The 14,593-nt window shown below is 66.0% G+C and carries 11 protein-coding genes and 3 rRNA genes; 10 read left to right on the forward strand and 4 right to left on the reverse strand.

Annotated features, from left to right (window positions below; genetic code table 11):
- Positions 1–241: 241 nt before the first annotated feature.
- The 3 genes from GHR20_RS27805 (at position 242) to GHR20_RS27815 (ending at position 2,432) form a co-directional block, all read left to right on the forward strand.
- Positions 242–1,387, forward strand: coding sequence for a GAF domain-containing sensor histidine kinase (locus tag GHR20_RS27805; protein ID WP_148027203.1), 1,146 nt, complete (start codon positions 242–244; stop codon positions 1,385–1,387).
- Positions 1,380–2,021: a response regulator transcription factor gene (locus tag GHR20_RS27810; protein ID WP_111586452.1), complete on the forward strand. Its 642-nt coding sequence runs from the start codon at positions 1,380–1,382 to the stop codon at positions 2,019–2,021. Before GHR20_RS27805 ends, GHR20_RS27810 begins: the two co-directional genes overlap by 8 nt.
- A gap of 171 nt (positions 2,022–2,192) precedes the next feature.
- On the forward strand, positions 2,193–2,432 hold the full coding sequence (locus tag GHR20_RS27815; protein ID WP_085564085.1) for a chaplin: 240 nt from the start codon (positions 2,193–2,195) through the stop codon (positions 2,430–2,432).
- 131 nt (positions 2,433–2,563) lie between these two features.
- Here the strand turns inward: GHR20_RS27815 and GHR20_RS27820 are convergent, their stop codons facing one another.
- The gene (locus tag GHR20_RS27820; protein ID WP_111586453.1) at positions 2,564–3,352 is read right to left on the reverse strand and encodes a hypothetical protein; all 789 of its coding nucleotides are present in this window, start codon (positions 3,350–3,352) and stop codon (positions 2,564–2,566) included.
- A gap of 150 nt (positions 3,353–3,502) precedes the next feature.
- Between GHR20_RS27820 and GHR20_RS27825 the strand changes: the two genes are divergently transcribed.
- The 3 genes from GHR20_RS27825 (at position 3,503) to GHR20_RS27835 (ending at position 5,949) form a co-directional block, all read left to right on the forward strand.
- A complete protein-coding gene (locus tag GHR20_RS27825; protein WP_153814724.1) occupies positions 3,503–4,300 on the forward strand; it encodes an ABC transporter ATP-binding protein in 798 nt (265 codons plus the stop codon).
- Positions 4,301–4,425: 125 nt separating this feature from the next.
- Positions 4,426–4,857 carry an NfeD family protein gene (locus GHR20_RS27830; protein ID WP_111586455.1) on the forward strand — a complete coding sequence of 144 codons (432 nt, stop codon included), beginning with the start codon at positions 4,426–4,428 and terminating at the stop codon, positions 4,855–4,857.
- Between the two features lie 126 nt (positions 4,858–4,983).
- A complete protein-coding gene (locus tag GHR20_RS27835; RefSeq protein ID WP_111586456.1) occupies positions 4,984–5,949 on the forward strand; it encodes an SPFH domain-containing protein in 966 nt (321 codons plus the stop codon).
- 114 nt (positions 5,950–6,063) lie between these two features.
- Here the strand turns inward: GHR20_RS27835 and GHR20_RS27840 are convergent, their stop codons facing one another.
- The 3 genes from GHR20_RS27840 to GHR20_RS27850 all read right to left on the reverse strand — a co-directional run bounded on the left by GHR20_RS27840 (position 6,064) and on the right by GHR20_RS27850 (position 8,105).
- Positions 6,064–6,570: an HNH endonuclease gene (locus tag GHR20_RS27840; protein ID WP_111586457.1), complete on the reverse strand. Its 507-nt coding sequence runs from the start codon at positions 6,568–6,570 to the stop codon at positions 6,064–6,066.
- A gap of 168 nt (positions 6,571–6,738) precedes the next feature.
- Positions 6,739–7,278 carry a YbhB/YbcL family Raf kinase inhibitor-like protein gene (locus GHR20_RS27845; RefSeq protein ID WP_148027202.1) on the reverse strand — a complete coding sequence of 180 codons (540 nt, stop codon included), beginning with the start codon at positions 7,276–7,278 and terminating at the stop codon, positions 6,739–6,741.
- Between the two features lie 44 nt (positions 7,279–7,322).
- Positions 7,323–8,105: a sporulation protein gene (locus GHR20_RS27850; protein WP_111586459.1), complete on the reverse strand. Its 783-nt coding sequence runs from the start codon at positions 8,103–8,105 to the stop codon at positions 7,323–7,325.
- 113 nt (positions 8,106–8,218) lie between these two features.
- Between GHR20_RS27850 and GHR20_RS27855 the strand changes: the two genes are divergently transcribed.
- The 4 genes from GHR20_RS27855 to rrf all read left to right on the forward strand — a co-directional run bounded on the left by GHR20_RS27855 (position 8,219) and on the right by rrf (position 14,582).
- Positions 8,219–8,869, forward strand: coding sequence for a DNA-3-methyladenine glycosylase (locus GHR20_RS27855; RefSeq protein WP_153814725.1), 651 nt, complete (start codon positions 8,219–8,221; stop codon positions 8,867–8,869).
- Positions 8,870–9,398: 529 nt separating this feature from the next.
- Positions 9,399–10,923: ribosomal RNA gene (locus GHR20_RS27860) — 16S ribosomal RNA — on the forward strand.
- Positions 10,924–11,239: 316 nt separating this feature from the next.
- Positions 11,240–14,361 (forward strand): 23S ribosomal RNA (locus tag GHR20_RS27865).
- Positions 14,362–14,465: 104 nt separating this feature from the next.
- Positions 14,466–14,582, forward strand: a 5S ribosomal RNA gene (rrf, locus tag GHR20_RS27870).
- Together the 16S, 23S and 5S rRNA genes form the textbook arrangement of a ribosomal RNA operon.
- The last annotated feature ends 11 nt before the right edge of the window (positions 14,583–14,593 follow it).

Genomic DNA, 14,593 nt, shown 5'->3' on the forward strand with positions numbered 1-14,593 from the left:
CGCTCCCCGCCCGGCCGGACGGGATGCCGATCACCGTAGGAACGCCCCCTCGCTCCCCGCCTCGGCCGCGGGTCCCGTGGCGCGGGGGCCCTTCGGCGTACGACGGCCGCCCGGGAACCTCCGGCGTACGGCACCGGGCCCGGTCCCCGGGTCCTACACCGTCCGGCCTAGGACCAGCGGACGGTGCCGGGCCGCCAGCGGTCCGATCCGTACCGGCGCACCCCGCCGGTACCGTGAGGACATGAGCCACCGCCCCCGGTCCGGCCTCGCCGCGGTGAGTTCCGCGCTGCTGGCCATGAGCAGGCATCTGGAGATGCGCGACGTCCTGAAGACGATCGTCGCCTCCGCCCGCGAACTCCTCGACGCGCAGTACGCCGCCCTCGGCGTCCCCGACGACCACGGCGGCTTCGCCCAGTTCGTCGTGGACGGCGTCAGCGACGCCCAGTGGAAGGCGATCGGCCCGCTGCCCCGCCAGCACGGCGTCCTCGCCGCGATGCTGCACGAGGCCCGCCCCGAACGCCTCGCCGACGTCCGTGAGGACCCCCGCTTCGAGGGCTGGCCCGACGCCCACCCCGACCTCGTCGACTTCCTCGGGCTGCCCATCCGCGACGGCGACGAGACCATCGGCGCGCTCTTCCTCGCCAACAAGAACTGCCCGAAGCCGGAAGGCGGTTGCGGCTTCACCCAGGAGGACGAGGAACTGCTCGCCCTCCTCGCCCAGCACGCCGCGATCGCCCTCACCAACGCCCGCCTCTACGAGCGCAGCCGCGAACTCACCATCGCCGAGGAGCGTTCCCGCCTCGCCCATGAACTCCATGACGCGGTCAGCCAGAAGCTGTTCTCACTGCGCCTGACCGCACAGGCCGCCGCCGCGCTCGTCGACCGGGACCCGGCCCGCGCCAAGGACGAACTCCACCAGGTCGCCGCGCTCGCCGCCGAGGCGGCCGACGAACTGCGGGCCGCCGTCGTGGAGTTGCGGCCCGCCGCGCTGGACGAGGACGGGCTGATCGCCACCCTGCGCACCCAGATCCAGGTCCTCGACCGCGCCCACACCGCCCGCGTCACCTTCACCGGCGCCGGCTACCGCGCACTGCCCGCCGCCCAGGAGGAGGCCGTGCTCCGGGTCGCCCAGGAGGCCCTGCACAACGCGCTGCGCCACGCGGACGCGGAGCACGTCGAGGTGAGTGTGGAGCGGCGCGGCCCCGGAGCGGTGCTGCGGATCAGCGACGACGGCGCCGGCTTCGAACCGGCCGCGGTCGGCCGCGCCGGACGGCACCTCGGGCTGGTCTCGATGCGGGACCGGGCGAGCGGGGTCGGCGGCACCCTGACCGTGGAATCGGCGCCCGGCAAGGGCACCACGATCGAGATGGAGGTCCCCGGTGGCTGAGCCCATCAAGGTGCTGCTCGTCGACGACCACCAGGTCGTCCGCCGGGGTCTGCGCACCTTCCTGGAGGTGCAGGAGGACATAGCGGTCGTCGGCGAGGCGGGCGACGGCGCGGAGGGGGTGGCCCGCGCCGAGGAACTGCGGCCCGACGTCGTCCTCATGGACGTCAAGATGCCGGGCATGGACGGTATCGACGCCCTGCGCAGGCTGCGCGAACTCGACAACCCCGCACGGGTGCTGATCGTCACCAGCTTCACCGAGCAGCGCACGGTCGTACCGGCCCTGCGCGCGGGCGCCGCCGGGTATGTGTACAAGGACGTGGACCCCGACGCGCTCGCCGGCGCCATCCGCTCCGTGCACGCCGGGCACATCCTGCTCCAGCCCGAGGTGGCGGGCGCGCTGCTGTCCCAGGAGGAGGCCAACTCCGGTCAGGGCCGGGGGACTTCGCTCACCGAGCGGGAGCGCGAGGTGCTCGGCCTGATCGCGGACGGCCGCTCCAACCGGGAGATCGCCCGTGCGCTGGTGCTCTCCGAGAAGACGGTCAAGACGCACGTCTCCAACATCCTGATGAAGCTCGACCTCGCCGACCGCACCCAGGCCGCGCTGTGGGCCGTACGGCACGGGGTGGCCGGCTGAAACGTCCGTACGGACGCCGTACGCCGGTTCTCCCCAGAAGACCCGTTCCGGACTGAGATTCATACCGTCGTGGGAATGTCACCCGGATGGCGCATCCCCCGGCGATCTCCGCCGTTCTCCAGTGCGTGCCACGGAGAACCGCCGTGGTGAACGTCCAAGAGGGGTTTGACAGTGAAGAACCTGAAGAAGGCAGCGGCCGTGACGATGGTGGCCGGTGGCCTGCTGGCCGCCGGTGCCGGCCTGGCCTCCGCCCAGAGCGAGGCGGGCGGCGCGGCCGTGAACTCCCCGGGCGTCGTCTCGGGCAACGCCATCCAGGCGCCGATCCACGTCCCGGTGAACGTGACCGGCGACAGCATCGACGTCATCGGCGTGCTGAACCCGGCCTTCGGCAACGTCGGCCTCAACCACTGAGGCATCCCGAACGCGGCGCGGGCCCCCCGGATCCACCGGGGGGCCCGCCCCTTTGCCGTACGACGGTCGCACGACCCGTCCTGTCATACGACCGCCACGCCGCCCCCCTGAGGGCGGCACCCCTCCCGGGGTCACCGGACCCCCCGCTCCCTCTCCTCCACCATCGAGTTGTATGCCGCCACCTGCGCCCGCCGGGCCGTCCGCTCCACCGGGCGCAGCGCCTGGGTGCGCGCCGCCATCTCCGCGGCGGTCACCGCGGCCCCGTGGCCGTGGTCGTGCGCGAGGGAGATCAGCAGGGCGATGCGCTGCGCCAGCTCCAGGACCCGGGCCGCGCGCGGCGGGTAGCCCGGGGCCAGGATCTCGCGGCCGGCCTGCGCCCGCGCCCGGTACGCGTCGATCGCGGACTCGGCCACCGGGCCCGAGGCGGCCACGTCCAGCCGGGCGAGCACCGCCGTCGCGTCCCGCAGGGCCTCCGCCAGCTCCCGCTCCGCCTCGCCCAGGGAGGGCACGTCCGCGGGCGGGGCCTCGCGCACCGGCAGGGCGTGCCAGACCACCTCGACATGCACATCACCCGCGGGACCGGCCTCGTGCACCTGCGGCACCAGCCCGAACGCGGTGCCGAAGCAGACCACCGCCTCCGCCGCGTCCAGCGCCCGCGCGTTGAACTCGGGCGGTCCGCTCAGCCCCAGCGGATGGCCGGGTGCCGGCAGCGCCACCCGCAGGCCCGTCGCCCCCAGCGCGCGCAGCCGCCCGAGCGCGAGCGTCAGCCCCACCGGCGCCGGCTCCCCGGGCAGCCCGGCCACCCGGTGCGCGGCGTCGTCACCCACAATGGCGAGCGCGGCGTCATCCGGAGAGACAAGTCCGGCCAAAAGGGCATTTCCCCAAGCGGCAAGGCGTCCTGAACGCGGTTCCGTGAGCATGCCCCCACCCTAAGGACCGGACCGATGGAATGGACCGGCGCACCGGTGGCGTAGATTTCATAAGGGCCGTGCCCACCGGCGCGGCGGACCGCGCCACAGGCGTACGCGACAGCCGAGACCGGCCACACTGCAAGGGGAGACAACGCGCTCATGAGCGATGTTCTGGAGCTTCAGGACGTATCCGTGGTCCGTGAGGGCCGGGCTCTGGTGGACCAGGTCTCCTGGTCGGTGAAGGAGGGCGAGCGCTGGGTCATCCTGGGCCCCAACGGCGCCGGCAAGACCACCCTCCTGAACGTCGCCTCCAGCTACCTCTACCCCACCACGGGCTCCGTCACCATCCTCGGCGAGACCCTGGGCAAGCCCGGCACGGACGTCTTCGAGCTGCGCCCCCGCGTCGGCGTGGCCGGCATCGCCCTCGCCGACAAGCTCCCCAAGCGCCAGACGGTCCTCCAGACGGTCCTCACCGCCGCCTACGGCATGACCACCAGCTGGAACGAGGAGTACGAGGACGTGGACGAGCGGCGCGCCCGCGCCTTCCTCGACCGCCTCGGCATGAGCGACTACCTCGACCGCCGCTTCGGCACCCTCTCCGAGGGCGAGCGCAAGCGCACCCTCATCGCCCGCGCCCTGATGAGCGACCCCGAGCTGCTCCTCCTCGACGAGCCCGCCGCCGGCCTCGACCTCGGCGGCCGCGAGGACCTGGTGCGCCGCCTCGGCCGGCTCGCCCGCGACCCGATCGCGCCCTCGATGATCATGGTCACCCACCATGTCGAGGAGATCGCCCCCGGCTTCTCCCACGTCCTGATGATCCGTCAGGGCAAGGTGCTCACCGCCGGCCCGATCGAGCTGGAGCTGACCTCCCGCAACCTCTCCCGCTGCTTCGGCCTCCCGCTCGTGGTCGAGCAGGTCGGCGACCGCTGGACCGCCCACGGCCTGCCGCTCTCCTGACCCCGCCGCCGCCCCCGGCCACTCCCGGCCGACCCTGACCGCACCCCGCCCGGACCCTTGCGCAATCCCGCCGGGGTCCCCAACGCGCCCTGTCCGCCGCCCGGTCGTGGCCCTACGATGACCACGTGAACGACATCGACGCATGGGTGTGGTGGCTCGTCGGCGCGGCCGCGCTCGGAATCCCGCTCGTCGTCACCGCCATGCCCGAGTTCGGCATGTTCGCGGTGGGAGCCGTCGCGGCCGCTGTCGTCGCCGCCCTCGGCCCCGGCGTCGTCGCCCAGGTGATCACGTTCCTCGTCGTCTCCGTCGCGCTCATCGCCGTCGTACGGCCCATCGCCAACCGGCACAGCAGGCAGCGGCCCCAGTTCGCCAGCGGCATCGAGGCGCTGAAGGGCAGGCAGGCCGTCGTGCTGGAACGGGTCGACGGCGCCGGCGGCCGCGTCAAGCTCGCCGGGGAGATCTGGTCGGCCCGCGCCCTCGACTCCGGCCGGGCCTACGAAGCGGGCCAGGAGGTGGACGTCGTGGACATCGAAGGAGCCACCGCGATCGTCATCTGAGCCATCCTGCCTGCGAGTTGGGCCGGAGTCTGTCAGACTCGACGGGCAAGATCCTTTGAACAGGCACGAGCAACGGACACACGAGCGTCCGACGGCGTTCAGGCGGAGAGGGGTACGGGGAACACGATGGAACCGGTCATCATCGTCCTGATCATTCTGGTGGTGTTGGTCTTCATCGCCCTGATCAAGACCATCCAGGTCATCCCACAGGCCAGCGCGGCCATCGTCGAGCGCTTCGGCCGCTACACGCGGACCCTGAACGCGGGCCTGAACATCGTGGTCCCGTTCATAGACACCATCCGCAACCGCATCGACCTGCGCGAGCAGGTCGTACCGTTCCCGCCCCAGCCGGTGATCACCCAGGACAACCTGGTCGTCAACATCGACACCGTCATCTACTACCAGGTGACGGACGCCCGCGCGGCCACCTACGAGGTCGCCAGCTACATCCAGGCGATCGAGCAGCTCACCGTCACCACGCTGCGCAACATCATCGGCGGCATGGACCTGGAGCGCACCCTGACCTCCCGCGAGGAGATCAACGCCGCCCTGCGCGGCGTCCTGGACGAGGCCACGGGCAAGTGGGGCATCCGCGTCAACCGCGTGGAACTGAAGGCCATCGAGCCGCCGACCTCCATCCAGGACTCGATGGAGAAGCAGATGCGCGCCGACCGTGACAAGCGCGCCGCGATCCTCACCGCCGAGGGCACCCGGCAGGCCGCGATCCTCACGGCCGAGGGCGAGAAGCAGTCCCAGATCCTGCGCGCCGAGGGTGAGGCCAAGGCCGCCGCCCTGCGCGCCGAGGGCGAGGCCCAGGCCGTCCGTACGGTCTTCGAGGCCATCCACGCCGGTGACCCGGACCAGAAGCTGCTCTCCTACCAGTACCTCCAGATGCTCCCGAAGATCGCCGAGGGCGACGCCAACAAGCTCTGGATCGTCCCCAGCGAGATCGGCGACGCCCTCAAGGGCCTCTCCGGCGCCATGGGCAACTTCGGCTCTCTGGGCGGCGGCGGCAACAGCGGCGGCGCCACCCTCCCGGCCCAGAACAAGGGCCCCGCGACCGAACGCCGCGAAAAGCCGAGCATCGACTGAGAGGGCTGCTTCCACTGAACGCCGGTTCCCCGTGGTGCCCCTGAAGGGGCGCGGGGAACCGGCGTTCAGCCTTCCCCGACCCGCACCCACCGTCGGACAGAACGCGGCAGACGCTCAGGCCGCTTCCCGCGCGAGCCAATCAGGAAGCCCGTCCACGTCGTCCCGCCGCAAGGCGAAGAGCATCGCATCCGCCGGCGTCGGCTCGAACGGCGTCCTCAGCAACGCCATCCCGGCCTCCTCCGGAGTCCGGTCCGCCTTGCGGTGATTGTCCTCCGCACACGCCGCCACGGTATTCAGCCAGGTGTCCTGACCCCCCTGCGCCCGCGGCACCACATGGTCCACCGTGGTCGCCCTGCGCCCGCAGTACACGCACCGGTGCCGGTCCCGCACCAGCACCCCCCGCCGCGACCACGGCGCTTGTCTTCGGAACGGCACCCGTACATATCTGCACAGCCTGATCACCCGGGGCGCGGGGATGTCCACTTCGGCCCCCCGCATCCGCAGCTCGGGATGGGCCTGCTCGACCACCGCCTTGTCCTGGAGCACCAGGACGACGGCTCGGTTCAGAGTCACCGTAGACAGCGGCTCGAAACTCGCGTTCAGCACCAGCGTGTCACGCATCCAGCCCACCTCCCGTGCGCACCTGCCCACCCCCCGGCGGGCTCGGATCAACTCTGGACGGGCGCGCCGAGATGGACAACGCAATAAAAAATGCCCGCCCCCGATCACTTCCAAGACCGGAGGCGGGCAAACGTTCAATGAACGCTTGGCTGAAACGAGACGGGGCCCTCAGCCCTGCTCGGTGTTCTCGTACTCGCCGATGAGCTGCGCCCGCGCGATCGTGTGGAAGCGCAGATTGAACCCGACGAAGGCCGGCGAGGCGTCCGCGTCGGGACCCAGCTTCTCCTCGTCCACCGCGTACACCGTGAACACATAACGGTGCGGGCCGTCACCGGGCGGCGGGGCGGCGCCGCCGAAGTCCCGCGTGCCGTAGTCGTTGCGCGCGTGCACGGCGCCCTCGGGCAGGCCCTCGAACTCGCCGCTCGCCGCGCCCGCGGGCAGCTCCGTCACCGAGGCCGGGATGTCGAACAGGACCCAGTGCCAGAAACCGCTGCCGGTCGGCGCGTCCGGGTCGAAGCAGGTCACGGCGAAGCTCTTGGTCTCCGGCGGGAAACCCTCCCACCGCAGCTGCGGCGAGGTGTTCCCGTCCGCGTGGACCTGAGCGCCCTTCAGTGTCGCGTTCTCCTGGACGTCCTCGCTCGTCACCGTGAACGACGGCACCGGCGGGTGGAAGTCATGGGGGAGCGGTCGCCGCTCGAGCTCGGTCACCTTGGTACCTCCTGATCGATGCTCTGGAAAGAACAGAGCGAACTCTAGAACCAGCTGCGCCGGCTGCCGACCTCGGACAGCCACTGGTTGAGGTAGGCCGCCCAATCGGTCCCCTGCCAGTCGTGATGACCCACCTGGAAGGAGCGGTAGGTGTCCGAGCCCTCGCTGAACAGACCCGCCTTCTTGTCCATCTCCAGTACGACGTCCATGGCGTGCTCGTCGGCCACGAAGCTCAGCTCGACCTGGTTCAGACCGCGGTACTGCGACGGCGGGTAGAACTCGATCTCCTGGTAGAACGGCAGCCGCTGCCGGGTACCCCGGATGTGTCCGCGCTCCATGTCGGCGTTCTTGAACCGGAATCCGAGGCTGATGAACGCGTCCAGGATCGCCTGCTGCGCCGGCAGCGGGTGCACATTGACCGGGTCCAGGTCACCGGAGTCGACGGCCCGCGCGATCGCCAGCTCGGTCGTCACCCCGATGTGCATCCCGCGCAGCTCCTGGCCGTCGATCATCGTCACCGGCGTCTCCCAGGGGATCTCCAGACCGAACGGCACCGCGTGCACGGCACCGGCCTGGAGCTCGAAGGCACCGCCGAGCCGCACCTTGGTGAACTCGATGTCCTGCTTGTACTCCTCGTCGCCGCTCTCGACCTCCACCCGCGCCTGAAGACCGACGGACAGCCCCTCGATGGCCTGGTTCACGGAACCGCCCTGGATCCGCACCTCGCCCTGGACCACGCCACCCGGTACGACATTCACCTCGGTCAGCACCGTCTCGACCGAGGCACCGCCGGCCCCGAGGCTCGCGAGCAGCTTCTTGAACGCCATTGACTCTCCCTTTACGAACGGACCTCGCCCCTACAAACGCGATCACCCCCGTGGCCGGTTCCGCCTCGGCCGCGCCCCGTCCGGACCACCCCCGTGGACTACCCTCGGACGGCATGATCGCGCCCCGGGACCGTATGCCCCTGCCCAGGAAGTTCTTCGACCGCCCGGTCCTCGACGTCGCCCCCGACCTCCTCGGCCGCGTCCTGGTCCGTACGACACCCGACGGCCCGATCTCGGTACGGCTGACGGAGGTCGAGGCGTACGACGGCCCGAACGACCCCGGTTCCCACGCCTACCGCGGCCGCACCGCACGCAACGCGGTGATGTTCGGGGAGCCCGGACATGTGTACGTCTACTTCACCTACGGCATGTGGCACTGCATGAACCTGGTCTGCGGACCCGAGGGCCGGGCGAGCGCCGTGCTGCTGCGGGCCGGCGAGGTGGTCGAGGGCGTGGAGCTGGCCCGCAAGCGCCGCCCTACGGCCCGTAACGACAGGGAACTGGCCAAGGGGCCGGCCCGGCTCGCCACCGCCCTGGAGGTGGACCGGGCCCTGGACGGCACGGACGCCTGCGCCGCGGGCGAGACCCCGCTGCGCGTCCTGACCGGCACCCCCGTCCCGGCCGGACAGGTACGGAGCGGCCCGCGCACCGGGGTGGCGGGCGAGGGCGGCAACGGCGAGGTCCACCCCTGGCGTTACTGGGTGGCCGACGATCCGACGGTGAGTCCGTACCGGGCCCATGTCCCGCGGCGCAGGCGAAGTTGACTCGCCCTCCGAAGGTGCGTAATGTATCCCGAGCCGCTGAACCGGGTACGGCGATCGCCTGCAGCCGGAGCGGCCAACCCACTACCTAGTCCAACCCCTTCACCGGGGTCGTTTTCGTCGCGTTCGCGTGCCCGAATTCGAACCCGAGGGACTCGATTATGAGGCCCGCAGGGAATGCGCTAACGTAGTGAATGTCGAAAGGGCCGAGGCGAAAGCCGAAAACCCCGAGACAAACCCGCCGACCGGGAATCGGAGCCGAAAGGATCTGATAGAGTCGGAAACACGAAGGGAAGCCCGGAGGAAAGCCCGAGAGGGTGAGTACAAAGGAAGCGACCGTTCCTTGAGAACTCAACAGCGTGCCAAAAGTCAACGCCAGATATGTTGATACCCCGTCTCCGGTCATCACGACCGGGACGTGGTTCCTTTGAAATAAACACAGCGAGGACGCTGTGAACGGTCGGACTATTCCTCCGACCGTTCCGCTCTTCAGTGTGTTCACCGGCTGAATTATTTTTCGGCCGAGTAAACATTCACGGAGAGTTTGATCCTGGCTCAGGACGAACGCTGGCGGCGTGCTTAACACATGCAAGTCGAACGATGAAGCCCTTCGGGGTGGATTAGTGGCGAACGGGTGAGTAACACGTGGGCAATCTGCCCTGCACTCTGGGACAAGCCCTGGAAACGGGGTCTAATACCGGATATGACCATCTTGGGCATCCTTGATGGTGTAAAGCTCCGGCGGTGCAGGATGAGCCCGCGGCCTATCAGCTTGTTGGTGAGGTAACGGCTCACCAAGGCGACGACGGGTAGCCGGCCTGAGAGGGCGACCGGCCACACTGGGACTGAGACACGGCCCAGACTCCTACGGGAGGCAGCAGTGGGGAATATTGCACAATGGGCGAAAGCCTGATGCAGCGACGCCGCGTGAGGGATGACGGCCTTCGGGTTGTAAACCTCTTTCAGCAGGGAAGAAGCGAAAGTGACGGTACCTGCAGAAGAAGCGCCGGCTAACTACGTGCCAGCAGCCGCGGTAATACGTAGGGCGCGAGCGTTGTCCGGAATTATTGGGCGTAAAGAGCTCGTAGGCGGCTTGTCACGTCGGTTGTGAAAGCCCGGGGCTTAACCCCGGGTCTGCAGTCGATACGGGCAGGCTAGAGTTCGGTAGGGGAGATCGGAATTCCTGGTGTAGCGGTGAAATGCGCAGATATCAGGAGGAACACCGGTGGCGAAGGCGGATCTCTGGGCCGATACTGACGCTGAGGAGCGAAAGCGTGGGGAGCGAACAGGATTAGATACCCTGGTAGTCCACGCCGTAAACGGTGGGCACTAGGTGTGGGCAACATTCCACGTTGTCCGTGCCGCAGCTAACGCATTAAGTGCCCCGCCTGGGGAGTACGGCCGCAAGGCTAAAACTCAAAGGAATTGACGGGGGCCCGCACAAGCGGCGGAGCATGTGGCTTAATTCGACGCAACGCGAAGAACCTTACCAAGGCTTGACATACACCGGAAAGCATTAGAGATAGTGCCCCCCTTGTGGTCGGTGTACAGGTGGTGCATGGCTGTCGTCAGCTCGTGTCGTGAGATGTTGGGTTAAGTCCCGCAACGAGCGCAACCCTTGTCCCGTGTTGCCAGCAGGCCCTTGTGGTGCTGGGGACTCACGGGAGACCGCCGGGGTCAACTCGGAGGAAGGTGGGGACGACGTCAAGTCATCATGCCCCTTATGTCTTGGGCTGCACACGTGCTACAATGGCCGGTACAATGAGCTGCGATACCGTGAGGTGGAGCGAATCTCAAAAAGCCGGTCTCAGTTCGGATTGGGGTCTGCAACTCGACCCCATGAAGTCGGAGTCGCTAGTAATCGCAGATCAGCATTGCTGCGGTGAATACGTTCCCGGGCCTTGTACACACCGCCCGTCACGTCACGAAAGTCGGTAACACCCGAAGCCGGTGGCCCAACCCCTTGTGGGAGGGAGCTGTCGAAGGTGGGACCAGCGATTGGGACGAAGTCGTAACAAGGTAGCCGTACCGGAAGGTGCGGCTGGATCACCTCCTTTCTAAGGAGCACTTCTTACCGGACTTTGTTCGGTCAGAGGCCAGTACATCGGCGAATGTCTGATGCTGGTTGCTCATGGGTGGAACGTTGACTACTCGGCCGGTTATCCGGGTCGGGGGCTGTTAGTACTGCTCTTCGGAGTGTGGAACGCATGATCCTCGGACGGGTTCTGGTCGGGCACGCTGTTGGGTGTCTGAGGGAATGATCTGATCTTCTCCTCAGTCGCCGGCCCCAGTGCACTCGGACTCGTTGATGGGTTCGGGGTGATGGGTGGCTGGTCGTTGTTTGAGAACTGCACAGTGGACGCGAGCATCTGTGGCCAAGTTTTTAAGGGCGCACGGTGGATGCCTTGGCACCAGGAACCGATGAAGGACGTGGGAGGCCACGATAGTCCCCGGGGAGCCGTCAACCAGGCTTTGATCCGGGGGTTTCCGAATGGGGAAACCCGGCAGTCGTCATGGGCTGTCACCCTTGCCTGAACACATAGGGCAAGTGGAGGGAACGAGGGGAAGTGAAACATCTCAGTACCCTCAGGAAGAGAAAACAACCGTGATTCCGGGAGTAGTGGCGAGCGAAACCGGATGAGGCCAAACCGTATGCGTGTGAGACCCGGCAGGGGTTGCGTGTGCGGGGTTGTGGGATCTCTCTTCTACGGTCTGCCGGCCGTAGGGCGAGTCAGAAACCGTTGATGTAGACGAAGGACATGCGAAAGGTCCGGCGTAGAGGGTAAGACCCCCGTAGTCGAAATGTCAGCGGCTTGCTTGAGAGACACCCAAGTAGCACGGGGCCCGAGAAATCCCGTGTGAATCTGGCGGGACCACCCGCTAAGCCTAAATATTCCCTGGTGACCGATAGCGGATAGTACCGTGAGGGAATGGTGAAAAGTACCCCGGGAGGGGAGTGAAATAGTACCTGAAACCGTGTGCCTACAAGCCGTGGGAGCGTCGGATGCAGCTTGCTGCATCTCGTGACTGCGTGCCTTTTGAAGAATGAGCCTGCGAGTTTGCGGTGTGTTGCGAGGTTAACCCGCGTGGGGAAGCCGTAGCGAAAGCGAGTCCGAACAGGGCGATTCAGTAGCACGCTCAAGACCCGAAGCGGAGTGATCTAGCCATGGGCAGGTTGAAGCGGAGGTAAGACTTCGTGGAGGACCGAACCCACCAGGGTTGAAAACCTGGGGGATGACCTGTGGTTAGGGGTGAAAGGCCAATCAAACTCCGTGATAGCTGGTTCTCCCCGAAATGCATTTAGGTGCAGCGTCGTGTGTTTCTTGCCGGAGGTAGAGCACTGGATAGGCGATGGGCCCTACCGGGTTACTGACCTTAGCCAAACTCCGAATGCCGGTAAGTGAGAGCGCGGCAGTGAGACTGTGGGGGATAAGCTCCATGGTCGAGAGGGAAACAGCCCAGAGCATCGACTAAGGCCCCTAAGCGTACGCTAAGTGGGAAAGGATGTGGAGTCGCACAGACAACCAGGAGGTTGGCTTAGAAGCAGCCACCCTTGAAAGAGTGCGTAATAGCTCACTGGTCTAGTGATTCCGCGCCGACAATGTAGCGGGGCTCAAGCGTACCGCCGAAGTCGTGTCATTGCAGCATATAGCCCCAACGGGTGCTGTGATGGGTAGGGGAGCGTCGTCTGCCGGGTGAAGCAGCACCGGAAGGTAGTTGTGGACGGTTGACGAGTGAGAATGCAGGCATGAGTAGCGATACACACGTGAGAAACGTGTGCGCCGATTGACTAAGGGTTCCTGGGTCAAGCTGATCTGCCCAGGGTAAGTCGGGACCTAAGGCGAGGCCGACAGGCGTAGTCGATGGATAACCGGTTGATATTCCGGTACCCGCTGTGAAGCGTCAAACATCGAGCATCGTGATGCTAAGGCCGTGAAGCCGCCCTGATCTCTTCGGAGTTGAGGGGAGTGGTGGAGCCGCCGGACCAAGCGGTTAGTAGGTGAGTGATGGGGTGACGCAGGAAGGTAGTCCATCCCGGGCGGTGGTTGTCCCGGGGTAAGGGTGTAGCCCGAGTGGTAGGTAAATCCGCCATTCATATAAGGGTGAGACCTGATGCCGAGCCGATTGTGGTGAAGTGGATGATCCTATGCTGTCGAGAAAAGCCTCTAGCGAGTTTCATGGCGGCCCGTACCCTAAACCGACTCAGGTGGTCAGGTAGAGAATACCGAGGCGTTCGGGTGAACTATGGTTAAGGAACTCGGCAAAATGCCCCCGTAACTTCGGGAGAAGGGGGGCCACGCTCGGTGATGGGATTTACTCCCTGAGCTGGGGGTGGCCGCAGAGACCAGCGAGAAGCGACTGTTTACTAAAAACACAGGTCCGTGCGAAGCCGTAAGGCGATGTATACGGACTGACGCCTGCCCGGTGCTGGAACGTTAAGGGGACCGGTTAGCTCCATTTCGGTGGGGCGAAGCTGAGAACTTAAGCGCCAGTAAACGGCGGTGGTAACTATAACCATCCTAAGGTAGCGAAATTCCTTGTCGGGTAAGTTCCGACCTGCACGAATGGCGTAACGACTTCTCGACTGTCTCAACCATAGGCCCGGTGAAATTGCACTACGAGTAAAGATGCTCGTTTCGCGCAGCAGGACGGAAAGACCCCGGGACCTTTACTACAGTTTGATATTGGTGTTCGGTTCGGCTTGTGTAGGATAGCTGGGAGACTTTGAAGCTCATACGCCAGTGTGGGTGGAGTCGTCGTTGAAATACCAGTCTGGTCGTGCTGGATGTCTAACCTGGGTCCGTGATCCGGATCAGGGACAGTGTCTGATGGGTAGTTTAACTGGGGCGGTTGCCTCCTAAAGAGTAACGGAGGCGCCCAAAGGTTCCCTCAGCCTGGTTGGTAATCAGGTGTTGAGTGTAAGTGCACAAGGGAGCTTGACTGTGAGACCGACGGGTCGAGCAGGGACGAAAGTCGGGACTAGTGATCCGGCGGTGGCTTGTGGAAGCGCCGTCGCTCAACGGATAAAAGGTACCCCGGGGATAACAGGCTGATCTTCCCCAAGAGTCCATATCGACGGGATGGTTTGGCACCTCGATGTCGGCTCGTCGCATCCTGGGGCTGGAGTCGGTCCCAAGGGTTGGGCTGTTCGCCCATTAAAGCGGTACGCGAGCTGGGTTTAGAACGTCGTGAGACAGTTCGGTCCCTATCCGCTGTGCGCGTAGGAGTCTTGAGAAGGGCTGTCCCTAGTACGAGAGGACCGGGACGGACGAACCTCTGGTGTGCCAGTTGTCCTGCCAAGGGCATGGCTGGTTGGCTACGTTCGGGAGGGATAACCGCTGAAAGCATCTAAGCGGGAAGCCTGCTTCGAGATGAGGACTCCCACCCACTTGATGGGGTAAGGCTCCCAGTAGACGACTGGGTTGATAGGCCGGATCTGGAAGCCAGGTAACTGGTGGAGGTGACCGGTACTAATAGGCCGAGGGCTTGTCCTCAGTTGCTCGCGTCCACTGTGTTAGTTCTGAGGCAACGAACAGTTGCCGGCTAGAGCTGAACGCATAACTACAAAGTGTGCTTGTTCGCTCGAAACCATTAGGGTTTCGGTGGTCATAGCGTAGGGGAAACGCCCGGTTACATATCGAACCCGGAAGCTAAGCCTTACAGCGCCGATGGTACTGCAGGGGGGACCCTGTGGGAGAGTAGGACGCCGCCGAACAATCTTTGGAG

The sequence above is a fragment of the Streptomyces sp. SUK 48 genome (assembly GCF_009650765.1).
Classification (GTDB): domain Bacteria; phylum Actinomycetota; class Actinomycetes; order Streptomycetales; family Streptomycetaceae; genus Streptomyces.

What these genes read in the sequence shown, in the direction of transcription:
- GHR20_RS27805 (WP_148027203.1), top strand. Translation starts at nt 242, where the DNA reads ATGAGCCACCGCCCCCGGTCCGGCCTCGCCGCGGTGAGTTCCGCGCTG.
- GHR20_RS27820 (WP_111586453.1), bottom strand. Translation starts at nt 3,352, where the DNA reads ATGCTCACGGAACCGCGTTCAGGACGCCTTGCCGCTTGGGGAAATGCC.
- GHR20_RS27825 (WP_153814724.1), top strand. Translation starts at nt 3,503, where the DNA reads ATGAGCGATGTTCTGGAGCTTCAGGACGTATCCGTGGTCCGTGAGGGC.
- GHR20_RS27835 (WP_111586456.1), top strand. Translation starts at nt 4,984, where the DNA reads ATGGAACCGGTCATCATCGTCCTGATCATTCTGGTGGTGTTGGTCTTC.
- GHR20_RS27840 (WP_111586457.1), bottom strand. Translation starts at nt 6,570, where the DNA reads ATGCGTGACACGCTGGTGCTGAACGCGAGTTTCGAGCCGCTGTCTACG.
- GHR20_RS27850 (WP_111586459.1), bottom strand. Translation starts at nt 8,105, where the DNA reads ATGGCGTTCAAGAAGCTGCTCGCGAGCCTCGGGGCCGGCGGTGCCTCG.
- GHR20_RS27855 (WP_153814725.1), top strand. Translation starts at nt 8,219, where the DNA reads ATGATCGCGCCCCGGGACCGTATGCCCCTGCCCAGGAAGTTCTTCGAC.